This is a genomic window from Caballeronia sp. BR00000012568055 (assembly GCF_029439455.1).
Lineage (GTDB): Bacteria > Pseudomonadota > Gammaproteobacteria > Burkholderiales > Burkholderiaceae > Caballeronia.
Genome location: NZ_JAQFVG010000300.1, coordinates 18,809 through 42,638 on the forward strand (window position 1 = coordinate 18,809; position 23,830 = coordinate 42,638).

Genomic DNA, 23,830 nt, shown 5'->3' on the forward strand with positions numbered 1-23,830 from the left:
CGTTGTATTCGGTGGGTTAACTGTTGAAATGATAGCGGATTTCGCTTTTACAGGCTTTCATGCTCACGCGGTGAACAAGCCGCCCGAACATCGTTCGATGCCCGCGAGATCGCACATCGAATGGACTTCGGTGAAGCCGCGCGCCCGGAGCAGCGTGCGCACGGCATCGGCCTGATCGTAGCCATGTTCGATCCACAATGCGCCGTTCTTCGCGAGCAGAAACGGCGCGGTCTCGATGATCTTGCGAATCGCCGATAAACCGTCGGCGTCATCGGTAAGCGCGCCGCGCGGTTCGAAGCGCAGATCGCCTTGTTCGAGATGCGGATCGTCGCTGGCGATATACGGCGGATTGCTGACGATCACTTCGAACAGCAGCGACGGATCGAGCTTCGCGGTCCAATCACTTTCGATGAACGTGACGGTGTTTTGATCCAGCAAGCGCGCGGCGTTTCCTCGCGCGACGTCCAACGCTTCCGGCGATCGATCCACCGCCCAAACCCGCGCATCGGGCCGCGCATGCGCGATCGAAATCGCGATTGCGCCGGTGCCGGTGCCGAGATCGAGCACACGCGCGTCCGATTTTCCGTCGATGGCTTCGAGCGCGAGTTCCACAAGCAATTCGGTTTCCGGGCGCGGGATCAGCACATCGGGCGTGACATCGAAATCGAGTCCGAAGAACTCGCGTTTGCCTGTGAGTTGCGCGATGGGTTCACCATCGAGTCTTCGCTGAGACAACGCTTCGAACTGCGCTGCGGCCTCATCGCCCAATAATTCATGATCGCGCGTGATGAGTTCAGTGCGCCGCCAGCCGAGCACATGCATCAGCAAAATGCGCGCTTCCAAAGCAGGCAGCGCGGACGCCTGAAGCAACTCGGCGACCGTCACTCCGCTTCCCCGAGCGCCGCCAGCAATTCCGCCTGATGCTCGGAAACCAGCGCGGCGATCAATTCATCGATATCGCCATCCATGATGTATTCGAGCTTGTAGAGCGTCAGATTTATCCGATGATCCGTCATGCGCCCTTGCGGAAAGTTGTACGTGCGAATGCGTTCCGAACGATCGCCCGAACCGATCAGACTCTTGCGCGTAGCCGCTTCCTTCGCGTGCTGCTCGTGATACTGCTTGTCCTTGATACGCGCGGCCAGCACCTTCAGCGCGCGATCCTTGTTCTTGTGCTGCGAGCGATCATCCTGACATTCGACGACGATACCCGTCGGCAAGTGCGTGACGCGCACGGCCGAATCCGTCTTGTTGATGTGCTGCCCGCCCGCGCCCGACGCGCGAAATGTATCGATACGCAAATCCGCCGGATTGATCACGACTTCGCTGATTTCATCCGCTTCCGGCATCACCGCGACGGTACACGCCGACGTGTGAATCCGGCCTTGCGTTTCCGTCGCCGGCACACGCTGCACGCGATGCCCGCCCGACTCGAACTTCAGCCGCGAAAACGCGCCTTGCCCGGCGATCCGCACGATCACTTCCTTGTAGCCGCCGAGATCGGACACGCTTTCCGACATCGTCTCCGCAGTCCAGCGATTGCGCTCCGCATAACGCAGATACATGCGCAGCAGATCGCCCGCGAACAGCGCGGATTCATCGCCGCCCGTGCCCGCACGAATTTCGATAAAGATATTGCGATCGTCGTTCGGATCTTTCGGCAAGAGCATCGTCTGGAGATCGCTTTCGATCTTCACCATCCGCTCGCGCGCCTCGCCGATTTCCTCTTCCGCAAAATCGCGCATCGACGGATCGGTGAGCAGTTCCTGCGCGGTCGATTCATCGGTCAGCGCCTGTTTCCACAGCGCGTATTGTTCGACGATCGGGCTGATTTCCGCGTGCTCGCGCGTGAGCTTGCGGTATTGGTCCATATCGGACGTGACGTCCTCGCGGCTCAACAACTCGTTGAGATCGACCTGGCGTTTTGCAAGCTGGTCGAGCTTGCTTTGCATGCTCGTTTTCATCGGACGGATTGGAGCCTGGGTGCTCCGGAGAAACTGCGAATCAGGGGAGGCCGCCGCGCAGGACGCGCGGAGCATTTCAGAATAACAAAGGCGAGGCCGCTAACGGTCGGACGATTTATCCGCGCCGTGACGGTAGAAACCGCTCATCAGATCGATGAGCTGATTGCGCTCTTCACTGCTCGCGCGATTGAGCGCGTGCGTCGGGCCGTGAATCAGCTTGTTGGTGAGCGCCTGAGAAAGCGCTTCGAGCACGGCGGCGGGATCGTCGCCGCGCGCGAGCATCTTGCGCGCGCGATCGACTTCGGCGCGGCGCAGCGCGTCCGCCTGCGTGTGCATATGGCGGATCACCGGCACGATGCTGCGCGCATCGAGCCATTGCATGAAGTTCTGCACGCGCGTTTCGATGATCGCTTCGGCTTGCGCGACCGCCGCTTGCCGCGACGCGTTGCCTTCGCGCACGATCGCGCCGAGGTCATCGACGGTGTAGAGGAACACGTCCTTCAGATCGCCGACTTCCGGTTCGATATCGCGCGGCACGGCGAGATCGACCATAAAAATTGGCCGATGCCGCCGCGCACGCACCGCACGCTCCACCGCGCCCAGCCCGATGATCGGCAAGGTCGATGCCGTGCACGACACGATGATGTCGAACTCGTGCATGCGCGTGGGCAACTCGGAAAGCGGAATTGCGCGGCCGTTGAAGCGTTCGGCGAGCTTCTCACCGCGCTCGGCGGTGCGATTCGCGACCACGAGTTCACGCGGACTTTGCGCGGCAAAGTGCGTCGCGCACAACTCGATCATCTCGCCCGCGCCGATAAACAGCACGCGCTGACTCGAAATGTTTTCGAAGATGCGCTGCGCCAGGCGCACGGCGGCGGCGGCCATCGACACGGATTGCGCGCCGATTTCGGTTGTCGTGCGCACTTCCTTGGCGACGGCGAACGTGCGCTGGAATAACTGATTCAGGTACGTGCCGAGCGCGCCGGCTTCGGACGCGGTGCGCACCGCATCCTTCATTTGTCCGACGATCTGCGTTTCGCCGAGAACCATGGAATCCAGCCCGGACGCGACGCGAAACGCGTGGCGCACGGCTTCCGACTGCGGCAGCGCGTAGACGTGCGGCGCGAGTTCGGGAACGGGAATGCTGTGGTACTGCGACAGCCACTGAATGGCGGCATCGCGCGCGGCGGAGTCGTCGGTGGCGCAGTAGAGTTCGGTGCGATTGCAAGTGGAAAGGATCGCCGCCTCGGGCGATACCTTCGCCAGCGGCCCCAGCCAGATATCCTTCAGCGCGCCCAGTGCGGGCTTGAGCTGTTCGAGCGGAAACGCCACGCGTTCGCGCAGAGCGACTGGCGCAGTGTGGTGGTTGATTCCGATCGTGAGGAGCTGCATGTGCGGTCTTATGCTTTGGGCCTAAGCTGATGGCCTTTCAGATAGTCCAATATTATAGCGTTTTGGCCATCCGTACATTTATACGCGGCATTCCGGGGGCGGATCGCGGTGGCGCATCGGGCGGTCGTTGCCTTTAGCCGCGACAATCGACCGCAAGCTGTTGATCGGCAATATTTGTGCATCGCCGCAGAAAATTCGCGTCGATCTACAACGCTGGAGCCTTCTTAGCGGGCGCTTCATACGCTTGCCATCGCCAATTCCGGCCCCTAAACTCGACCGCTCCTTCATACCGAATTACGCCATGTCCAACGGAAACTCAGCTTTGAACCGCATGGAGACGCGTCGCTGATGGGCTGGATCGGACTGATCTTTCTTGGCGCGGTGATCGGCGCGGCGGGCTGGTGGCTGCATCCGCTGCGGCGGGCGGGGCGCGTGGGCGGCGGCGCGGCAGGACGCATCTGGACCGCGATTCCCGCAGGCATACTGGCGATTGTCGTCGCGCGCATGTTCGGCAATATCATCGATCTTTATCACGATGGCGAGACGCTCGAATGGCTGGTCTGTTCGCTGTTTGCGCTCGTCGTGGTGACGCTCACGGTCGCGCTGGCCGCGCGTCGCTGACTCTCTTTCTTCGGGCGGCGGGACCGTTTCGCCGCTCTGCAATCAAAGCTCCAGGCAGGTGACTTCATGAACGACCGAATCGCAATTCCCGACGCCGCGACTTTCGCCGGCCGTATCGACGCGCTGCGCAAGCAAATGGCGCGCGATCAGATTGCCGCTGTGCTGATTCCATCGGCGGATCCGCATTTGTCGGAATATCTGCCGGAACGCTGGCAGGGCCGGCAGTGGCTGTCGGGCTTCACGGGATCGGTCGGCACCCTGGTCGTGACGGCGGATTTCGCGGGCGTCTGGGTCGATAGCCGCTACTGGACGCAAGCCGAAGCGCAACTCGCCGGCACCGGCATCCAATTGATGAAGATGATGGGCGGTCAGCAAACCGCGCCGCACGTGGACTGGCTCGCGCAGAACGTGGCCGAAGGCAACGTCGTTTCCGTCGATGGCGCCGTGCTCGGCGTCGCGGCGGCGCGTGCCTTGTCCGATGCGCTCACCGCGCGCGGCATTCTCCTTCGCACCGACGCCGACGTGCTCGAAGCCGTCTGGCCCGAGCGTCCCGGCCTGCCCGATGCGCCCGTCTACGAACATGCCGCGCCGCACGCGAGCGTCACGCGCGCGGACAAGCTCGCGCAAGTGCGCGACGCGATGCGCGAGAAGGGCGCGCAATGGCACTTCGTTTCCACACTCGACGATCTCGCGTGGATCTTCAATCTGCGCGGCGGCGACGTGAGCTACAACCCGGTGTTCGTCGCGCACGCGTTGATCGGCGTGGACGACGCCACCGTCTTCGTCGCCGATGGCAAAGTGCCTGAAGCGCTGAAGCAGTCGCTCGCGCGTGATGGCGTCAAAGTCGCCGCTTATGCGCAAGCGCCCGAATCGCTCGCGGCGCTTCAAGCGGGCGCGACGCTGCTGATCGATCCGCGCCGCATCACACATGGCTTGCTGGAGAAAGTGCCCGCGACGGTGAAGGTTATCGAAGCGGTGAATCCGTCGACGTTCGCGAAATCGCGCAAGACGGCGGCGGAAGCTGAGCATATCCGCGCGACGATGGCGCAGGACGGCGCGGCGCTGGCGGAATTTCTCGCGTGGTTCGAAAGCGCGCTGGAAAGCGGCGAGCGCATCACGGAACTGACCATCGACGAGAAATTGACGGCGGCGCGGGCGCGTCGGCCGGGATTCGTGACGCTGAGTTTCGGCACCATCGCCGGTTTCAATGCGAACGGCGCGATGCCGCATTACCGCGCCACGGACGTGTCGCATTCGGTGATCGAAGGCAATGGTTTGCTGCTGATCGATTCCGGTGGTCAATATCTGAGCGGCACGACGGATATCACGCGCGTGGTCCCGATCGGCACGATCACGCCCGAACACAAGCGCGATTACACGACGGTGCTCAAAGGCACGATCGCGCTATCGCGTGCGCGCTTCCCGCGCGGCATCCGTTCGCCGATGCTCGATTCCATCGCGCGCGCGCCGATCTGGGAAGCGGGCGCGGACTACGGACACGGCACGGGCCACGGCGTCGGCTACTTCCTGAACGTGCACGAAGGCCCGCAGGTCATCTCGCACTACGCGCCCGCCGAGCCGTGGACGGCGATGGAAGAAGGCATGATCACGTCGATCGAACCGGGCATTTACCGGCCCGGAAAGTGGGGCATCCGCATCGAAAATCTGGTGATGAATCAGGCGGCGGGCAAAACCGAATTCGGCGATTTTCTGTCGTTCGAAACGCTGACGCTGTGCCCGATCGATACGCGTTGCATCGATCTGTCGCTGTTGCGTGACGATGAACGCGCGTGGCTGAACGCGTATCACGAGACGGTGCGCGCGCGGGTTTCGCCGCTCGTGACGGGTGAGGCGCTGGCGTGGCTCAACAAGCGCACCGAGGCGATCTGAACATGGCGAAAACCGCGGTCATCGTGATCGACGTGCAGGAGATGTTCTTCGGCGGTGAGAAACCGGCGTACCGCGCGGCTGAAGTGATCGACGGCATCAACGCGCTTACCGATGCCGCGCGCCGTGCAAACACGCCCGTTTTCATCGTTCAGCACGAAAGTGACGCGAATGGACCGCTCGCGCGTGGCGGTGCCGCGTGGCAACTTCCCGCGACGCTCGTGCGTGAAGCCAGCGACGAAAGCATCCACAAAAACGTGGGCGATTCTTTCCAGCACACGCCGCTGGCGGACATGTTGCGCGAGAAGAATATCGACACTGTGGTGCTGTGCGGCTATGCCACGGAGTTTTGCGTCAACGCGACCGCGCGCCGCGCGGAATTGCTTGGCTTGCACACGATCATCGCGTCCGACCTTCACACGACTGCCGACAAGCCTCACCTCAGCGCCGAAAAAATCGTCGAACACCAGAATTTCGTCTGGTCGCATTCGTCGATGTCGGGCAATGGCGTGAAGCTCATGTCGCGCGCGGAAATCCTTCGAACGGAGTGTTTTGCATGACCATCCAAGCAGTCGTATTCGATTTCGGCGGCGTGCTGATCGACTGGGATCGCGAGTATCTCTACAAGCAACTGATTCCCGATGAAACCGAGCGCCGCTGGTTTCTCGACAACGTCTGCAAAATGGACTGGGTCGTGCAGCAGGACGGCGGGCAGACGATCGAGGAAGGCACGGCCGAACTGATCGCGCAGTATCCCGAGCACGAAGCGCTGATCCGCGCGTTCTATGCGCGCTGGCCGGAAATGGTGTCGGGCGTGCTGGAAGAGGGCGTCGCGTTGGTGGATCGGCTGAAAGCGGTGGAAATGCCGCTGTTCGGCCTCACGAATTGGTCGGCGGAGACGTTTCCGTACGCGTGGGAGCGTTTCGATGTGCTGCGTGGATTCCGCGAAGTGATCGTCTCGGGACGCGTCGGTCTGGTGAAGCCCGATCCGCAGATCTTCGCGCTCATGCTCGCGGAGATCAAAAAGCATCTGCCGGAAATTCAGCCGTCCGAACTCGTTTTTATCGATGACAACCTGAAGAACGCGCAAGCCGCCACGTCGCTCGGCTGGCACGGCGTTCACTACACCGGCGCGATGGAAACGGAAACGAAGCTGCGCGAATTAGGCATCAAAATTTAAGGCGTGAAAAAGGCAACGCGCTACTGCCCGAGCAGATTCTTCAGCGCGTTGCCGATTCCCCGCACCGTATCCGACGTTCCTTTCGCCACGCCTTCCGCGCTCACGCCGAGCGCCTTCGCGAATCCCGCCGCGAGCCTCTTCGACAAACTCTCCGACAGCGAAAACTTCGGATCGCGCAAATCGCCGTCGAGCACGAAATCGAGCTTGATCTGATCCTTGCGATCCTTCAGCGCGGCAATCGCGGCTTTGGTCGGAATCGACATGAAGGTGTCGAGTGCATTGCCGGTATCGCTCAGTTGCAGATGATTCAACACGATGGAACCGGGCGCATGAATGCGATAGTCCTTCACGGTTGCATCGACGGTCATGTCGAGCGTGCCGCCCGTCACGGCCGCTTTTGCGCCGGCCTTTTTCAGCAGATACGGATCGAGCGTGGCGATATCGACATTCTTCAGCGTCGCGCGCGTCTGCGAATCCTTGTTGGCGATCACCATCCAGCCGTTCCACGACACCGCGCCCGTATGCGACGGACCTTTGATCGAGCCGGACATCGACAGATCGGTGCGCTCGTCGAGCGCGGGCAAGTGCAGACGATCGATGGTCGCGCGCGCATCGCTGATCAGCACGCGATACGGCGGCTTCTGCACGGTCTCATCGAAGAACTCCATCGACCCGCGTTCGAACGATACGCGGTCGATCACCTTCTCTTCCGTCGCGTGCGGCGGTTCTCGGTCGTTGGATTTGGCGTCGGCCAGACTCGCGGTTTCGCGCAGGCCGGGCAGCACGCGCATGCGGCCATCGGCGGAACGGACGATCGCAAGATAGTAATTGTCCACGCTCACGCTGCGCAGATGGATCGGCTTGGTGAGCAGCGAGCGCATATCGACGTCGAGCAGAATGCGTTCGGCGCGCATCGCATCGCTGGCGGGCCAGTTTTGCGGACCGCGAATGCGCACGCGCGACATCGTGACGTGGCCATATCCGACATCGATTTCTTCGACGGAACCCATCGGCCCGAGCGTCTCGGTGATGCGTTCCTTGATCTGATGCACGACGAACAGCCAGCCGCCCGTCGCCACGACGACCAGCGCCACGACGATTCCGATTGCCCACAGCGCTCCCCGCCGCGCGCTCGTTGCCATCTGCACTGTCCCCCGGTGTCTGCTTATTGAAGAGTGTCGTAGAAATGAATACGGCGACCCGCATCGTACAGAGTCGCCGTTTGTTTCGCCGATGTCGGTGCGCGCGCCCGCATAGGCGCGCACCTTTCGTCAGGGGATTAACGCGTGATCGGCTTGTAACGCAGGCGCTTCGGCTTGGCGGCTTCTTCGCCCAGACGCTTGCGCTTGTCGGCCTCGTATTCCTGATAGTTGCCGTCGAAGAATTCGACGTGCGAATCGCCTTCGAACGCGATAATGTGCGTCGCGATCCGATCCAGGAACCAGCGATCGTGCGAAATCACCATCACGGAACCGGCGAATTCGAGCAGCGCGTCTTCGAGCGCGCGGAGCGTTTCGACGTCAAGATCGTTCGACGGTTCGTCCAGCAGCAGCACATTGCCGCCCGCAATCAGCGTCTTCGCCAGGTGCAGACGACCGCGCTCACCGCCCGACAGATTGCCGACGAGCTTCTGCTGATCGCTGCCTTTGAAGTTGAATCGGCCGATATACGCACGCGACGGCGTTTCGTACTTGCCGACCGTCAGCACATCGGCGCCGCCGGAAATTTCTTCGAAGACGGTTTTATCGGCGCCGAGCGCGTCGCGGCTCTGATCGACATAGGCCAGATTGACGGTCGGCCCTTTGACGATTTCGCCCGAATCCGGTTGTTCCTTCCCGGTGAGCATGCGGAACAGCGTCGATTTACCCGCACCGTTCGGCCCGATAATGCCGACGATCGCGCCCGCCGGAATCTTCATGCTCAGATTGTCGATCAACAGACGATCGCCATAAGCCTTGCTGACGTTCTTGAACTCGATGACTTCATTGCCCAGCCGATCGCCGACCGGAATGAAGATTTCCTGCGTCTCGTTGCGCTTCTGATATTCCTGGCTGTTCAGTTCCTCGAATCGCGCGATACGCGCCTTCGACTTCGCCTGACGGCCCTTCGGATTCTGGCGCACCCATTCCAGTTCTTTCTTGATCGCCTTCTGACGCGCGGATTCGGTGGCTTCTTCCTGCTTCAGCCGATCTTCCTTCTGATCGAGCCAGCTCGAATAATTGCCCTTCCACGGAATACCGTGACCGCGGTCGAGTTCGAGAATCCACTCGGCGGCGTTATCGAGGAAGTAGCGATCGTGGGTCACGGCGACGACGGTGCCGGGATAGCGCGTCAGAAACTGTTCGAGCCATTCGACGGATTCGGCGTCGAGGTGGTTGGTCGGTTCGTCGAGCAGCAGCATGTCGGGCTTTTGCAGCAAGAGCTTGCACAGCGCGACGCGGCGCTTTTCACCGCCCGACAAGTGTTCGATTTTCGCGTCCCACGCGGGCAGGCGCAGCGCATCGGCGGCGACTTCGAGTTGTTGCTCGGGACTGCCGCCATCGGAGGTCGAGAGGATGGCTTCGTATTTGGCTTGTTCTGCGGCGAGGGCGTCGAAATCGGCGTCGGGTTCGGCGTAGGCGGCGTAGATTTCGTCGAGCTTCTTCTGTGCCTGGAAGACATCGCCGAGACCTTCTTCGACGGCCTGACGCACGGTTTGCTGCGGATCGAGCTGCGGCTCCTGCGGCAGGTAACCGATGTTCAGATTGGGCATCGGTGTGGCTTCGCCTTCGATGTCCTTATCGACGCCGGCCATGATGCGGATCAGCGTGGATTTGCCCGAGCCGTTCAGCCCGAGCAGACCGATTTTCGCGCCGGGGAAGAACGAGAGGGAAATGTCTTTCAGAATCTGGCGCTTCGGCGGCACGATCTTGCCGACGCGGTTCATGGTGAAGACGTATTGGGCCATGTGGATGTGTGTCTGTGATGTTCGGATGAAGGGCGCGAATGCTGTGCGCTTCCCGCCGCGTTAAGCGTTGAGCTTCGGGCGGGAGTGACTGACATTGTACTTCGGGCGCTGGCGGCCTACTCCCAGTGCGCTACGCCGCCGTGCCGCGAGCAGGTGCCGCTGTGGTGCTGGCTGAAGCTGTAGGAGCCGTCGCGACACTGGGCGGTCGCGCCTTGTGGTTTTGCGCCGGAGCGGGAGTGCGCGGGGGAGTGGACTGAATTGCCGTCGCGGTTCACGTAGTGGCCGTGGCTGTCGAGGTCGGATTCGTCGGGTTGCTGTTGGTAGCCGTAGCTCTGATACGCGGATGCAGCGGGCATCCACAATGCGCTCACGGAAATGAGCGCGGCAAGCGCGAGCGTGTATGTCTTCATGCGGAGTCTCTCTCGTTGTTATATGTCCGCCCATGAAAAAAGCGGAATGCCTTTATCGGGCACTCCGCTTTTCGACGCAAGCCGCTGCGACAGTTCGTGACGGTTTCTTAGACGTTGAACAAGAAGTTCATAACATCGCCATCATGCACGACATATTCCTTGCCTTCCGCCCGCATCTTGCCCGCTTCCTTCGCGCCTTGCTCACCCTTGAACGCGACATAATCATCAAACGCGATCGTCTGCGCGCGAATAAATCCGCGCTCGAAATCCGTGTGAATCGCGCCGGCGGCTTGCGGCGCCGTATCGCCGATATGAATGGTCCACGCGCGCACTTCCTTCACACCCGCCGTGAAGTAAGTCTGCAACCCAAGCAGCTTGAAACCCGCACGAATCACACGATTCAGCCCCGGCTCCTGCATGCCCATATCAGCGAGAAAGTCGAGCTTATCCGCATCGTCCAGATCGGCTATTTCCGCTTCGATCGCCGCGCACACGGCCACGACCGGCGCGTTCTCCGCTTCCGCATGCTTGCGCACGATGTCGAGATACGGATTGTTCTCGAAGCCATCGTCCTTCACGTTGGCCACATACATCGTCGGCTTGGACGTAATCAGGCAGAACGGCTTGATCAGCAGCAACTCATCGTCCGAGAAAGACAGCGCGCGGACCGGCTTGGCCTGATCCAACTGCGCGCGAACCCTTTCGAGCACCGCGACCAGCTTCGCCGCTTCCTTATCGTTGCCCGACTTCGCCGCCTTCGAATAACGCGTCAACGCCTTTTCGACCGTCGCCAGATCCGCCAGCGCCAGTTCTGTGTTGATGACTTCGATATCCGCCAGCGGATCGATTTTGCCCGCGACGTGAATCACGTTCTCGTCTTCGAAGCAGCGCACCACATGCGTGATGGCATCGGTTTCGCGGATGTTGGCAAGGAACTGATTGCCCAGCCCTTCACCCTTCGATGCACCCGCCACCAGACCCGCGATATCGACGAATTCGACCACCGCCGGGAGAATGCGCTCCGGCTTGACGATTTCGGCCAGCGCCTGAAGACGCGCGTCCGGCACTTCGACCACGCCGACATTCGGCTCGATGGTGCAGAACGGATAGTTCTCGGCGGCAATGCCCGCCTTGGTCAACGCATTGAAAAGAGTGGACTTGCCGACGTTAGGCAAGCCGACGATGCCGCATTGGAGGCTCATGGAATCCTTCGAACTGGTGAGACGGCGCGGGCCGCGCAGGTTTCGTCAAATGATGCGCGCCGGGCAGACGACAGAACCACTGAAACCGCCGGCCAGCGCGACGGCCGCATCGCGCGGCCAGGCAAACCGCTATTGTACCGCCGCGCCGCGTCCGTAAGTTTCAGGCGCGCGGATGGCCGCAGATGGCCGCAAAACGCCCGCAGCACGGTCCAATCGACCTCAAACCGGCTTCAAACCCCGCAGCTATAATGCCCGCATGGCTTCTCATCCCCTCAATTTTCACGTCGTGGTCGTCGGCGGCGGGCTCGTCGGCAAGACGGCGGCGCTCGCGTTCGCGCAGTCCGGTTTGCGCACGGCCTTGCTCGCGCCGGCCGCAGTGGGTCTTCCGCCCGGCGCTCGGTTCGATTCGCGCATCTATGCGTTGTCGTCGAGTTCGCAGTCCTTGCTGGAGCGGCTGCGCGTCTGGCAGGCGCTGGATCGCGCGCGGCTCGGACCGGTGCTCGATATGCGCGTGTTCGGCGATGCCCACGCCGAGCTTCACTTTTCCGCTTTCCAGGCCTCCGTACCGCAACTCGCGTGGATCGTCGAATCGACGTTGATCGAACAATCGCTCGATGCTGCATTGCGGTTTCAGCCGAGTCTGTCGTGGTTCGAATCGCGCGCGCAGGGCATGACGGTAGAAGACGATGCCGCGCACGTCGCGTTGTCGAGCGGCGAAATGCTGCAAACGGATCTGATCGTCGGCGCGGATGGCGCGCATTCCTGGGTACGCGCGCAAATGGGCGCGAAGGTCGATCGGCGGGATTATCGGCAGACGGGCGTGGTCGCCAATTTCAAGGCGGAAAAGGCGCGCGGCGAGGCCGCGTATCAATGGTTCCGCGATACCGAAATCATCGCGTTATTGCCTTTGCCGGGCGATTACGTGTCGCTCGTGTGGTCGGCGCGCACGGAGCACGCGGACGAATTGCTCGCGCTCGATCCCGCGCAACTCGCCGCACAAGTCGAACAAGCCACGCAGAATACGCTCGGCGCGCTCGAATGCGTGACGCCCGCGCAAGGTTTCCCGCTTGCGCTGCAAACGGTCGATAAGCTGATTGCGCCGCGTGTCGCGCTCGTCGGTGACGCGGCGCATCTGATTCATCCGCTCGCCGGTCAGGGCATGAATCTCGGTCTGCGCGATGTCGCCGCGCTCGCGGATGTCATCGCCAACAAGGAATCGTTCCGCGATCTCGGCGATCCGATTTTGCTGCGCCGCTACGAACGCGCGCGTCGCGAAGACATCCAGAAGCTGATGGTCGCAACCGATGGTCTGCAACGGCTGTTTTCCGTGCCCGGCACGCTGGCTCGCGCGGTGCGCAACACCGGCATGGCGCTGGTCGGCGCGCAGCCGCTGGTCAAGCGCTGGCTGGTATCGGCGGCGCTGGGTTGAACGAATAACAGAATCAACGGAATCAATAGGAATAGGCATGAAAACCAAACTTCGCACTGCGATCGCCACGGCCACCGCGCTTGCCGCGATGCTCGGCATCGGCTGCTCGGCGCAGGCCGATCAAACCACCGACAAGATCAAATCCACGCTCGAATCGCGCATGGGCGACGCGACCATCAAGAGCGTCGATAAAACGCCGATTCCCGGTCTCTACGAAGTGAATCTCGGCACGCAGATCGTCTATAGCGATGCAACCGGCAACTACGTTCTGCTCGGCGATCTCGTCGATACGCGCAACAGCAAGAATCTCACCGAAGCGCGCATGTCGGAGATCAACAAGATCGACTTCGCCAAGCTGCCGCTGGAAGACGCGGTGAAGGTGGTGAAGGGCAACGGCAGCCGCAAGATCGCGGTGTTCTCGGACCCGAACTGCCCGTACTGCAAGCAGCTCGAAACGACGCTGAAGTCCATCGACAACGTGACTGTGTACACGTTCCTGTATCCGGTGCTTTCGCCGGATTCGACCGCCAAGTCGAAATCGATCTGGTGTTCGAAGGATCGCGGCATGACGTGGGAAAGCTGGATGCTCGACCACAAGGCGCCGAGCACTGCGGGCACCTGCGACACCACCGCCATCGACAAGAATCTGAAGCTCGGCCGGTCGATGAACGTGACCGGCACGCCGACCGTGTTCCTCGTCGATGGCAGGCGTCTGCCGGGCGCGGTGCCGGCGGATCGGCTGGAGAAGGAACTGTCGGCTCTGCACTGAACCTCGGTCGCACGACGAATACGAAGGCGCGTTATGCGCCTTCGCCGTTTTCAGGACCGCATTCCGCGCGGCCAGAACAAGAACAAAGGACAACGCGATGACACCATCCCTTCAACCGGTGCGTTACAGCATCGTTCCGAAGAATCCGGCAGCGCATGTTTTCGAGGTGACGCTGACTGTCGCCGAACCGGACCCGGCCGGCCAGCGTTTCGTGCTGCCGGTGTGGATTCCCGGCAGCTACATGATCCGCGAATTCGCGCGCAACATCGTGACGCTGCAGGCGTTCAGCGCGACGGGCCGCCGCGTATCGATCGAGAAAATCGACAAGCATGCGTGGCAGGCCGCGCCGACCGAAGGGCCGATCACGCTGCGCTACGAGGTCTACGCGTGGGACATGTCCGTGCGCGCCGCGCATCTCGATGACACCATCGGTTTCTTCAACGCGACGAGCACGTTTCTCGCGGTCGAAGGGCAATCGAACGCGCCGTGCATCGTCGATATTCAAGCGCCGCAGGGCGGGGCGTATCGCAACTGGCGCGTGGCGACGGCGCTCAGCGAAGCGCGCGGAACGAAGCGTTATGGCTTCGGCACGTATGAAGCCGCAAATTACGATGAACTCGCGGATCATCCCGTCACGCTCGGCGAATTCGCGTTGGGCGGATTTACCGCGCATGGCGTGAAGCATGACATCGTGATTTCGGGGCGCGTGATCGCGCTCGATATGCGTCGGCTGGAAGCGGATTTGAAGCGCGTTTGCGAGACGCAGATCGCGCTGTTCGAGCCGCGCACGAAGAAAGCGCCGATGGATCGCTATGTGTTCATGACCGTCGCCGTCAGCGATGGTTACGGCGGGCTGGAGCATCGCGCATCGACGGCGCTGATTTGCAATCGCGGTGACTTGCCGGTGCAAGGGCGGCCGGAAGTGACCGAGGGGTATCGCACGTATCTGGGGCTGTGCAGCCACGAGTATTTCCACACGTGGAATGTGAAGCGCATCAAGCCCGCCGCGTTCGCGCCGTACGATCTCTCGCAAGAAAATTACACGACGCTGTTGTGGCTGTTCGAAGGCTTTACGTCGTACTACGACGACTTGATGCTCGTGCGCAGCGGGCTGATCAACGTCGGCGATTACTTCAATTTGCTCGGCAAGACCGTCGGCGGCGTGCTGCGTGGAAGCGGGCGGCTTAAGCAATCCGTCGCGCAAAGTTCGTTCGATGCCTGGGTCAAGTACTACCGCGCGGATGAAAACGCATCGAATGCGATCGTCAGCTATTACCAGAAAGGCTCGCTGGTCGCGCTGGCTTTCGATCTGTCGATCCGCGCGCAAACCGACAATCGCAAATCGCTCGACGATGTGATGCGCCTGCTGTGGCAGCGCTACGGACGCGATTTCTACAAAGGCAAGCCGCGCGGCATCCACGAAGACGATGTCGAAGCGCTGTTTGCCGAAGCAACCGGCGCGGATCTGCGCGCGCTGTTCCGCGATGGCGTGCGCGGCACCCGCGATCTGCCTCTCGATGCGCTGCTGGAACCCTTCGGCATTGCGCTGACGCCGGATCGGCCGACGAATGGCACGGCGGGCAAGCCATCGCTGGGCGCGCGCGTGCGTGGCGGCGCGGATTGCACGCTGGCGGTCGTGCATGACGGCAGCGCGGCGCAGAAAGCGGGTTTATCGGCGGGCGATGTGCTTGTCGCCATCGACGGGCTGCGTGTGACGGGATCGAATCTCGACGGTTTGCTGTCGCGTTATCTTCCGGGCGCGAAGATCGAAGTGCATTCGTTCCGCCGCGACGAACTGCGTCGAACGGAATTGAAGCTGGACGCGCCGGAAGTGTCGCGCTACGTGCTGACGGCCATCGACGGGCGCGGACCGTCCAAACAATGGCGCGAACGCTGGCTCCGAGGCTGATTCCAGCCGATTGTTCCGCTGATGCAACAATGCGTCACGAGCGCGCGGCTTTTTCCGGAGCGTCAAAGAAAGAAGAATGCTTCCCAAGCGGACGCCAACGGCGCCCGAAACCTCTCAAGGAAGGAAGCCATCATGACGACGATTCTGCAAATCAACTCCGCCGCGCGCTCGCAAGGTGCTCAATCCACGCTGCTCGCCGATGAACTGACGGCAAAGCTGCAACAAAGCAATCCGGGCGCTAAGCTGGTCGTGCGCAATCTGCTTGCCGACAACCTGACCCATCTCGACGACGCCACGCTCGGCGCGTTCTTCACGCCCGCCGATCAGCGCAGCGCCGAACAAGCGGCCATCAACGCCAAGAGCGAAGCGCTCATCAACGAATTGCAAGCGGCTGATATCGTCGTGATCGCGGCGCCGCTGTACAACTTCGGTATTTCGTCGCAACTGAAGGCGTACTTCGACTGGATCGCGCGCGCTGGCATCACGTTCAAGTACGGCGCGAATGGCCCGGAAGGTCTGGTCAAGGGCAAGAAGGTCTATGTCGTGTCGGCACGTGGCGGCAAATACGCCGGCACGCCGAACGATTCGCAAACGCCGTTTCTCACGACGTTCCTCGGCTTCCTCGGCATGACCGATGTGAACTTCATCTACGCAGAAGGCCTGAATATGGGCCCGGACGCGGCAGGCGCGGCGTTGGCATCGGCGCGTGAGGCGATTGCTGCGGTTTGAGTTTTTGGTTTCGCGCTTGAAGAAAAACCCGCCAAGGCGGGTTTTTTACGTCTGCGCTTCAGGTAAAGGCAAGCGCCAGTCGATCGGCTCGCGGCCGTGCTCTGTCAGATACTCGTTGGCGAGCTTGAAATGCCCGCATCCAAAGAATCCGCGATACGCCGACAACGGCGACGGATGCACCGATTCCAGCACGCAATGCGCTTTCGCCGTGCCATCGATCAAGGCGCGTTTGGCTTGCGCGTGCGCGCCCCACAGCATGAACACGAGTCCGTCGTGGCGCATCGCCAGTTCGTGGATGAGCGTGTCCGTGCATTGCTCCCAGCCTTTCTTCGCGTGACTGCCGGCTTTATCGCGCTCGACCGTCAGCGATGTGTTGAGTAGCAACACGCCTTGCTTCGCCCACGAATCCAGACAGCCGTGCGACGGCGCTTCGAAACCGAGACTCGCCTGAATTTCCTTGAAGATATTTTTCAGCGATGGTGGCGGGCGCACCGGCGCAGGCACGGAGAACGCGAGCCCGTGCGCTTGCGGCGCACCTTTGTCTTCGCCGTGATACGGGTCCTGCCCGAGAATCACGACTTTCACATCGGCGGGGCGCGTGAGGCGCAAGGCGCGGAAAACATCGGCGGGATAGACGGTTTTGCCTGACGCGCGCTCCTGATCGACGAACGCGCATAGCGTTTCATAACGCGGGCTCTCGATAAACGGCTTCAGATGCTTGCGCCAATCGGCAGGCAAGGCTTTGAACTGGCTTTCGAGCGTCGTGATATTCGACGCATCGGCTTGCGGTTCGGTTTCAGCAAAGAGGGAAGGCTGGCGGTTCATGCTTCGGCGTCTTTTCCTTCCGGCTCCGTGCGCAGGCGATAACCGCGTTCCGCCTTGCTCAAATCTTCCGGATCGAGACCGGGGAAAGCGCCGCGCAGTTCGGCGGCCAGCAAGGAAAGCGAGCTTTCTTCACCGGATTTCAATTCCAGTTCGAGTTCGCTGATTTCCGCGCTTCGCATTTGACCATCGACATCGGCGGTGATTTCGCCGCGATCCAGCGCGACTTCGATCATCGAACCTTCACGTTCGATATTCCACACGATGCGCTTGAAGTCCGTCTTGAACAGCGCGATCAGATCGGGCGCGGCTTCCTGCAACGCCTTGTGCGCGGCTTCTTCGTCGCACGAAGCGAGCAGTTTGTCGATTTCGAGCGCCTCGCCCGCCACCGGCAATTCCCATTCATGCCGATTGCTCAGCCCCGCGCGCGACACGCCGAGCGTCTTGAACGTCTGAAGCCATTGTTCCGGCGTGCGACGCAGACGCAGCGCGCCTTTTGCCTTGGCGAGCGCGCAATCCGGTGTATCGAAGTACACATTGGCGAGCGCGATCGGCTTGCCCGGACCCGTGCGTTCGTCAAAGAAACGCGCGACGTCGTCGTGATCCGACGGCGAAAGCGCCAGCTTGAGTTCCTTTTCGATGCCCAACTCTCGACCTCGTCAGAATATTCAGAAGAACATGCGCGCGAGTTCCGCGCCGGGATCGTCCGCGCGCATGAACGCCTCGCCGACGAGGAAGGTGTGAACGCGCATCGCACGAAGGCGCTCGACGTCGTGTCGCGACAGAATGCCCGATTCCGTCACCACGATCCGATCTTCCGGCACGGATTCCAGCATGCCGATCGTCGTATCGATAGACGTAGCAAACGTGCGCAAATTGCGATTGTTGATGCCGATCAGCGGCGTCTTCAACGTAAGCGAATCGCGCAATTCGTCGGCGTCGTGCACTTCGACCAGCACCGCGAGCCCGAGCGAGTGCGCGTAGGCTTCGAGGTCCTGCATCTGCGAGAGTTCCAGCGCGGCGGCGATCAGCAGAATGCAGTCCGCGCCCATCGCACGCGCTTCCATCACCTGATAAGGATCGACGATGAAATCCTTACGCAGCACCGGCAGGCTGCACGCCGCGCGCGCTTCCTGAAGATACGCGACGCTGCCTTTGAAAAACTGCACGTCCGTCAGCACGGAAAGACACGCGGCGCCGCCTTGCTCATAAGAACAGGCGATCTCGGCGGGAACGAAGTTTTCGCGCAGCACGCCTTTCGACGGGCTCGCTTTCTTCACTTCCGCGATTACGGCCGCGTTGCCGTCAGCGTGTTTCGCGTGCAACGCGCCGACGAAATCGCGCAGATCGCGCGAACTCGCCTGAAGTTTCAGTTCTTCGAGCGGCGCGCTCAGTTCCGCCGCACGCACTTCCTCGCGCTTGACCGCGATGATGCGATCCAGAATGTCACTCATGTCCGATTCCGTTATTTCTTCGAGAACTGCTGCGTGAACTTCACGAGCACGTCGATTTTCTCGCGCGCCGCGCCACTGACGATCGCCTCGCGCGCGGCGTGCATACCGGCTTCGATCGAATCCACCACGTCCGCAGCATAAAGCGCGGTGCCCGCATTCAATGTGACGATCTCGCGCGCGACGCCCGCCTTGTTGTTCAGCGCGCCGAGCAGCATCGTCTTGGATTCCTGCGCGTCCTGCACTTTCAGCGAGCGATTCGACACCATCTGCAAGCCGAAATCTTCAGGATGAATTTCGTACTCAGTCACTTCGCCGTTCTTCAGCTCGCCGACTTTGGTCGCCGCGCCGAGCGAGACTTCGTCCATGCCGTCTTTTCCATACACGACGAGCACGTGCATCGCGCCGAGACGCTGCATCACGCGGACCTGAATGCCGACCAGATCTTCATGAAACACGCCCTGAAGCTGATTCGGTGCGCCGGCCGGATTCGTCAACGGCCCGAGAATATTGAAGATGGTCCGCACGCCGAGTTCGCGTCGCACGGGCGCGATGTTCTTCATCGCCGGATGATGATTCGGCGCGAACATGAAACCCATGCCGGTTTCGTGGATCGACGCCGCCACTTGTTCCGGCGACAGATCGATATTCACGCCGAGCGCTTCGAGCACATCCGCGCTGCCCGATTTACTCGATACCCCGCGATTGCCGTGCTTGGCGACCTTCGCGCCGGCCGCCGCCGCGACGAACATCGACGCGGTGGAAATGTTGAATGTATGCGAGCCGTCGCCGCCCGTCCCGACGATATCGACGAAATTGGAGTTGTCCGCGACTTCGACGTGATTGGCGAACTCGCGCATCACGGTTGCCGCCGCCGCAATCTCGCCAATGGTTTCCTTCTTCACGCGCAGACCAGTGATGATCGCAGCGGCCATCACGGGCGACATCTCGCCGCGCATGATCGTGCGCATGAGGTGCAGCATCTCGTCGTGGAAAATCTCGCGATGCTCGATCGTGCGCTGCAGCGCTTCTTGTGCGGTGATCGTCATGAGTTACGCTCGCTTGCCGGTGGACGAGTGCTTCACGAAATTTTCGAGCAGCGCATGGCCGTGCTCGGAAAGAATCGATTCCGGATGGAACTGCACGCCTTCCACTTCGAGCTCACGGTGACGAACACCCATGATTTCACCGTCAGGCGTCCACGCGGACACTTCCAGACAGTCGGGCAAAGACTCGCGCTCAATTGCCAGCGAGTGATAGCGCGTCACGTTGAAGTGTTTGGGCAGATCGGAGAACACGCCTTTACAGTCGGTTTCGATCTGGCTCACCTTGCCGTGCATGATGGTCTGCGCGCGCACCACGCGACCGCCGAACGCTTCGCCGATCGCCTGATGGCCGAGGCAGACGCCGAGAATCGGCAGCTTGCCGGAAAACTCGCGCAGCACATCGAGCGTGATGCCCGCGTGCTGCGGATTGCTCGGTCCGGGCGACAGACAAATGCGCGCCGGATTCAGCTTCGCGATTTCATCGAGCGTGATTTCGTCGTTGCGATACGTGTGCACGTCCTCGCCGAGTTCGCCGAAATACTGGACCAGGTTGTAGGTGAAGGAATCGTAGTTGTCGATCATCAGCAGCATGGTCTTATCTCCTCAGAAGTCGCTGTCGAGGCCGTCTTGCACTTGCTCGGCGGCGCGCAACACGGCGCGCGCCTTGTTCTCGGTCTCTTGCCATTCGGATTCCGGCACCGAATCCGCAACGACGCCCGCAGCCGCCTGAACGTAGAGATTGCCCTTGTGAATCAGGCCCGTGCGAATGGCAATGGCCAGATCCATTTCACCGCTGAACGACAGATAACCCACAGCGCCGCCGTACAAACCGCGTTTGACCGGTTCGAGTTCGTCGATCAGTTCCATTGCGCGAACCTTCGGTGCGCCCGACAGCGTGCCTGCCGGAAACGTGGCGCGCAGCACGTCGTAATTGTTCATGCCCGGCTTCAGCTTCCCTTCGACCGAACTCACGATATGCTGAACGTGCGAGTACTTTTCGATAATCATCTTGTCCGTCACCGCGACCGAACCCGTCTGCGCGATCCGGCCGACATCATTGCGCGCCAGGTCGATCAACATGACGTGTTCGGCGATTTCCTTCGGATCGTTGAGCAATTCGGTGGCGAGATCGGCATCTCGCTCGGGCGTGTTGCCGCGCGGACGCGTACCGGCGAGCGGGCGAATCGTCACGATGCGATCCTCCGCGCGCTTCTCCTGCCGCACCAGAATTTCCGGCGATGCGCCGACCACGTGAACATCGCCGCCGAAGTTGTAGTAGTACATGTACGGCGACGGATTCAGCGAACGCAACGCGCGATACAGCGAAAGCGGGTTATCGCGGAACGGCTTGATGAGGCGCTGGCCGACCTGCACCTGCATCAGTTCGCCCGCCGCGATGTATTCCTTGGCCTTGCGGACGGCGTTGAGGTAATCGTCCTTCTTGAACTCGCGGAACGTTTCGGTGCGCACACTGGCCGATGTCACCGGCGGCTCGACCGTCACACGCAGACGCGCCCGCAGTTCGCGCAACCGATGCTTGGCCTTTGCATATGCTTCGGGCTTGGTCGGATCGGCGTACACGATCAGATAGAGCTTGCCCGCGAGATTGTCGATCACCGCGACTTCTTCGGTCAGCAGCAATTGAATGTCGGGCAAGTTGAGATCGTCGTGCGGCGCGGAATCTGCCAGCTTTTTTTCGATGTAACGCACCGCGTCATAACCGAAATAGCCCGCAAGACCGCCGCAGAAACGCGGCAAACCGGGGCGCGTGGCCACCTTGAAGCGCTTCTGGAAGTTTTCGATGAACGTGAGCGGATCGCTTTCGTCCGTTTCGATCACGTTGCCGTCAGTCACGACTTGCGACACGCCGTTCTGCACGCGCACCACCGTGCGCGCCGGCAGGCCGATGAACGAGTAGCGCCCGAAGCGCTCGCCGCCCACCACCGATTCCAGCAGGAACGAGTTGGCCCCGTTGCGTTCGGTCTGCGCGAGCTTGAGATAGAGCGAGAGCGGCGTTTCGAGGTCGGCGAGCGCCTCCGCGATCAGCGGAATGCGGTTGAAGCCTTCGTTGGCCAGCGATTGGAATTCGAGTTCGGTCATGTTGCGATCCTTGATCGACGCGCGTCTTCAGCGTGTGTGCGTGGCGCGGCATCGGGAAAAGCGGGCGCTGCGGGCGGTCGTATTCCGAGATGATCGCATACGGCGGCCGCGCCGCTTCGCGCAAACGAAGTGGCCACGGCTACGCGAACTTCCCGCAAGCACGGGACGCGGCGTAAAGCGAATCTTAGGGAACGATGCAGCGAAACAAAAAACGGATGCTGAAGCGGGATCAAACGATCATGCGTTCAGCGAACCTCGGGCGAGGTTAGCGCGACCAGCGACGCCAGGGCCAGGCTCCCCGGTCGATGCTGCTCAGACTCCGTTTTCTGTTGAGAAACATGAATTGGATGGACTTATTCAGTCAGTGTGGTGCTCGGCGGCGCAAGGGTTGCGGCTATCGCCAAGGCTGCGGTTCGCAGCGAAGAAACTATACCATCGGATTTCACCGATTGCACAGGTTTCCCGTGGTTGTAGCCGTAGGGTACGGTGAGCGTCGCAAGCCCGGCGGCGCGGCCTGCGAGCGCATCGTTTTCCGAATCGCCAATGGCGACTGCTTCCTTCAGATCGACGTCGAGCCGTTCGCAGGCCGTGGTCATCGGCAGCGGATCGGGTTTCTTCGCGGGCAAGGAATCGCCGCCGAGAATCACCTTGAAGTATTCCGCGATGTCGAAATGCCCGAGCAATTCCACCGCGAAGCGATGCGGCTTGTTCGTCACGCACGCCAGCGGAATGCCCAGCTCGCGCATGGCGGCAAGACCTTCCTTCACTTCGGGAAAGAGCGTGGAATGCTTGCCGTTGATCTTCGCGTATTCGCTTTGATAGATGGCGAGCGCGTCGTCGAACTGCGCGGTAGCTTGCGTGTGCGGCAAGCGCACCGCGAGCACGCTGCGAATCAAATTCTCCGAACCCTTGCCGATATAACCCGTCACTTCATCACGCGTCACGATCTGCTCGATACCAATGCGCGCGAGCATACCGTTCAACGCGGCGACGAAGTCATCCGCGGTATCGACCATGGTGCCGTCCAGATCGATGATGGCCGCGCGGATCGGCCGATTGACGAATGGGGCCTGCGCCGCCGCGATTTCGCTCATGACTGCGCTCCGGATTTTTCAAGTTCGGTTCGCATCGCGTCGATGATGTGCTTGTAGTCCGGATGGCCGAAGATGGCCGAGCCAGCGACGAACGTGTCCGCGCCCGCCGCCGCGATTTCACCGATATTCTCAACCTTCACGCCACCATCGACTTCGAGATGAATCTTGCGGCCCGTGCGCTCCTGATACGCGTTGATCCGTGCACGCGCTTCGCGCACCTTGTTCAGCGCTTCGGGAATGAACGACTGTCCGCCAAAACCCGGGTTCACCGACATGATGAGCACGAGATCGAGCTTGTCCATCACATGGTCGAGATAGTTCAGCGGCGTCGCCGGATTGAACACGAGACCGGCTTTGCAACCGTGATCTCTGATCAACGACAAAGTCCGGTCGATATGAATCGAACCTTCCGGATGAAAGCTGATCACATTGGCGCCGGCCTTTGCGAAATCGGGCACGATGCGATCCACCGGTTCCACCATCAGATGCACGTCGATGGGAACATCCGTATGCGGACGAATGGCTTCAAGGACCATCGGGCCGATCGTCAGGTTCGGCACGAAGTGGTTATCCATGACGTCGAAGTGGATCCAGTCCGCGCCGGCTGCGACGACATTGCGGACCTCCTCGCCGAGACGGGCAAAGTCGGCGGACAGGATGCTGGGAGCGATATGAAATTGCGCCATGGACGTATGCGGGTAACGGCCCGAAATGCGGCCTTTGATTGGGATTTCGATTGGAATTCGATCGGATAGGTGATTTTACCCCGCGTTTTTTGCGGGCGTGATTCGGCTGAATGGCATAGGCTTTTTGGTCGAATCGTCTGGAATGTTGCGGGCGCGCGCTGCATCAAGCAGAATGCGTGACCAGCAATGGCG

The 23,830-nt window shown here is 61.1% G+C and carries 23 protein-coding genes; 8 read left to right on the top strand and 15 right to left on the bottom strand.

What is annotated here, in order from left to right:
- Positions 1 to 63: 63 nt before the first annotated feature.
- The 3 genes from prmC to hemA all read right to left on the bottom strand — a co-directional run bounded on the left by prmC (position 64) and on the right by hemA (position 3,356).
- Positions 64 to 885, bottom strand: coding sequence for a peptide chain release factor N(5)-glutamine methyltransferase (gene prmC / locus P7F28_RS19145; protein WP_277186161.1), 822 nt, complete (start codon positions 883 to 885; stop codon positions 64 to 66).
- Entirely contained in the window at positions 882 to 1,964 is a 1,083-nt protein-coding gene (prfA, locus tag P7F28_RS19150; RefSeq protein WP_277186162.1) for a peptide chain release factor 1, read from the bottom strand. Before prfA ends, prmC begins: the two co-directional genes overlap by 4 nt.
- Before the next feature lie 99 nt (positions 1,965 to 2,063).
- Positions 2,064 to 3,356, bottom strand: a complete 1,293-nt coding sequence (hemA, locus tag P7F28_RS19155; RefSeq protein ID WP_277186163.1) for a glutamyl-tRNA reductase — start codon at positions 3,354 to 3,356, stop codon at positions 2,064 to 2,066.
- Positions 3,357 to 3,704: 348 nt separating this feature from the next.
- Between hemA and P7F28_RS19160 the strand changes: the two genes are divergently transcribed.
- From P7F28_RS19160 to P7F28_RS19175, 4 genes are all read left to right on the top strand, one after another.
- Complete coding sequence (locus tag P7F28_RS19160) at positions 3,705 to 3,977, top strand: hypothetical protein (protein WP_277186164.1); 273 nt, start codon at positions 3,705 to 3,707, stop codon at positions 3,975 to 3,977.
- Between the two features lie 66 nt (positions 3,978 to 4,043).
- Positions 4,044 to 5,867, top strand: coding sequence for an aminopeptidase P family protein (locus P7F28_RS19165; RefSeq protein WP_277186165.1), 1,824 nt, complete (start codon positions 4,044 to 4,046; stop codon positions 5,865 to 5,867).
- A gap of 2 nt (positions 5,868 to 5,869) precedes the next feature.
- On the top strand, positions 5,870 to 6,424 hold the full coding sequence (locus P7F28_RS19170) for an isochorismatase family protein (protein ID WP_277186166.1): 555 nt from the start codon (positions 5,870 to 5,872) through the stop codon (positions 6,422 to 6,424).
- Positions 6,421 to 7,044: an HAD family hydrolase gene (locus P7F28_RS19175; RefSeq protein ID WP_277186167.1), complete on the top strand. Its 624-nt coding sequence runs from the start codon at positions 6,421 to 6,423 to the stop codon at positions 7,042 to 7,044. Before P7F28_RS19170 ends, P7F28_RS19175 begins: the two co-directional genes overlap by 4 nt.
- 20 nt (positions 7,045 to 7,064) lie before the next feature.
- Here P7F28_RS19175 and P7F28_RS19180 read toward each other — a convergent pair whose 3' ends face one another.
- From P7F28_RS19180 to ychF, 4 genes are all read right to left on the bottom strand, one after another.
- The gene (locus P7F28_RS19180) at positions 7,065 to 8,186 is read right to left on the bottom strand and encodes a DUF748 domain-containing protein (RefSeq protein WP_277186168.1); all 1,122 of its coding nucleotides are present in this window, start codon (positions 8,184 to 8,186) and stop codon (positions 7,065 to 7,067) included.
- Between the two features lie 137 nt (positions 8,187 to 8,323).
- A complete protein-coding gene (gene ettA, locus P7F28_RS19185) occupies positions 8,324 to 9,991 on the bottom strand; it encodes an energy-dependent translational throttle protein EttA (RefSeq protein WP_277186169.1) in 1,668 nt (555 codons plus the stop codon).
- A 116-nt stretch (positions 9,992 to 10,107) separates the two neighbouring features.
- Positions 10,108 to 10,401: a DUF3761 domain-containing protein gene (locus P7F28_RS19190; protein WP_277186170.1), complete on the bottom strand. Its 294-nt coding sequence runs from the start codon at positions 10,399 to 10,401 to the stop codon at positions 10,108 to 10,110.
- Between the two features lie 107 nt (positions 10,402 to 10,508).
- On the bottom strand, positions 10,509 to 11,603 hold the full coding sequence (gene ychF, locus P7F28_RS19195; RefSeq protein ID WP_277186171.1) for a redox-regulated ATPase YchF: 1,095 nt from the start codon (positions 11,601 to 11,603) through the stop codon (positions 10,509 to 10,511).
- Between the two features lie 256 nt (positions 11,604 to 11,859).
- On the opposite strand from ychF, the gene P7F28_RS19200 reads away from it, so the two are divergent.
- From P7F28_RS19200 to P7F28_RS19215, 4 genes are all read left to right on the top strand, one after another.
- On the top strand, positions 11,860 to 13,032 hold the full coding sequence (locus tag P7F28_RS19200) for a UbiH/UbiF family hydroxylase (protein WP_277186172.1): 1,173 nt from the start codon (positions 11,860 to 11,862) through the stop codon (positions 13,030 to 13,032).
- Positions 13,033 to 13,069: 37 nt separating this feature from the next.
- Positions 13,070 to 13,801, top strand: coding sequence for a DsbC family protein (locus P7F28_RS19205; protein ID WP_277186173.1), 732 nt, complete (start codon positions 13,070 to 13,072; stop codon positions 13,799 to 13,801).
- A gap of 97 nt (positions 13,802 to 13,898) precedes the next feature.
- Positions 13,899 to 15,710 (top strand): M61 family metallopeptidase, encoded by a 1,812-nt coding sequence (locus P7F28_RS19210; RefSeq protein WP_277186174.1) that lies wholly within the window; start codon positions 13,899 to 13,901, stop codon positions 15,708 to 15,710.
- A 132-nt stretch (positions 15,711 to 15,842) separates the two neighbouring features.
- On the top strand, positions 15,843 to 16,439 hold the full coding sequence (locus tag P7F28_RS19215; RefSeq protein ID WP_277186175.1) for an FMN-dependent NADH-azoreductase: 597 nt from the start codon (positions 15,843 to 15,845) through the stop codon (positions 16,437 to 16,439).
- 45 nt (positions 16,440 to 16,484) lie between these two features.
- Here the strand turns inward: P7F28_RS19215 and P7F28_RS19220 are convergent, their stop codons facing one another.
- From P7F28_RS19220 to rpe, 8 genes are all read right to left on the bottom strand, one after another.
- The gene (locus P7F28_RS19220; protein WP_277186176.1) at positions 16,485 to 17,264 is read right to left on the bottom strand and encodes a uracil-DNA glycosylase; all 780 of its coding nucleotides are present in this window, start codon (positions 17,262 to 17,264) and stop codon (positions 16,485 to 16,487) included.
- Positions 17,261 to 17,908 (bottom strand): CYTH domain-containing protein, encoded by a 648-nt coding sequence (locus P7F28_RS19225; RefSeq protein ID WP_277186177.1) that lies wholly within the window; start codon positions 17,906 to 17,908, stop codon positions 17,261 to 17,263. The genes P7F28_RS19220 and P7F28_RS19225 overlap by 4 nt, the downstream gene beginning before the upstream one ends.
- A 21-nt stretch (positions 17,909 to 17,929) precedes the next feature.
- Positions 17,930 to 18,715 carry an indole-3-glycerol phosphate synthase TrpC gene (trpC, locus tag P7F28_RS19230; protein ID WP_277186178.1) on the bottom strand — a complete coding sequence of 262 codons (786 nt, stop codon included), beginning with the start codon at positions 18,713 to 18,715 and terminating at the stop codon, positions 17,930 to 17,932.
- A gap of 11 nt (positions 18,716 to 18,726) precedes the next feature.
- A complete protein-coding gene (trpD, locus tag P7F28_RS19235; RefSeq protein ID WP_277186179.1) occupies positions 18,727 to 19,761 on the bottom strand; it encodes an anthranilate phosphoribosyltransferase in 1,035 nt (344 codons plus the stop codon).
- 3 nt (positions 19,762 to 19,764) lie between these two features.
- Positions 19,765 to 20,349, bottom strand: coding sequence for an aminodeoxychorismate/anthranilate synthase component II (locus P7F28_RS19240; protein ID WP_277186180.1), 585 nt, complete (start codon positions 20,347 to 20,349; stop codon positions 19,765 to 19,767).
- A gap of 12 nt (positions 20,350 to 20,361) precedes the next feature.
- A complete protein-coding gene (trpE, locus tag P7F28_RS19245; protein WP_277186181.1) occupies positions 20,362 to 21,858 on the bottom strand; it encodes an anthranilate synthase component I in 1,497 nt (498 codons plus the stop codon).
- Positions 21,859 to 22,211: 353 nt separating this feature from the next.
- Entirely contained in the window at positions 22,212 to 22,952 is a 741-nt protein-coding gene (locus P7F28_RS19250) for a phosphoglycolate phosphatase (protein ID WP_277186182.1), read from the bottom strand.
- Positions 22,949 to 23,638: a ribulose-phosphate 3-epimerase gene (gene rpe, locus P7F28_RS19255; RefSeq protein ID WP_277186183.1), complete on the bottom strand. Its 690-nt coding sequence runs from the start codon at positions 23,636 to 23,638 to the stop codon at positions 22,949 to 22,951. The genes P7F28_RS19250 and rpe overlap by 4 nt, the downstream gene beginning before the upstream one ends.
- Positions 23,639 to 23,830: the final 192 nt, after the last annotated feature.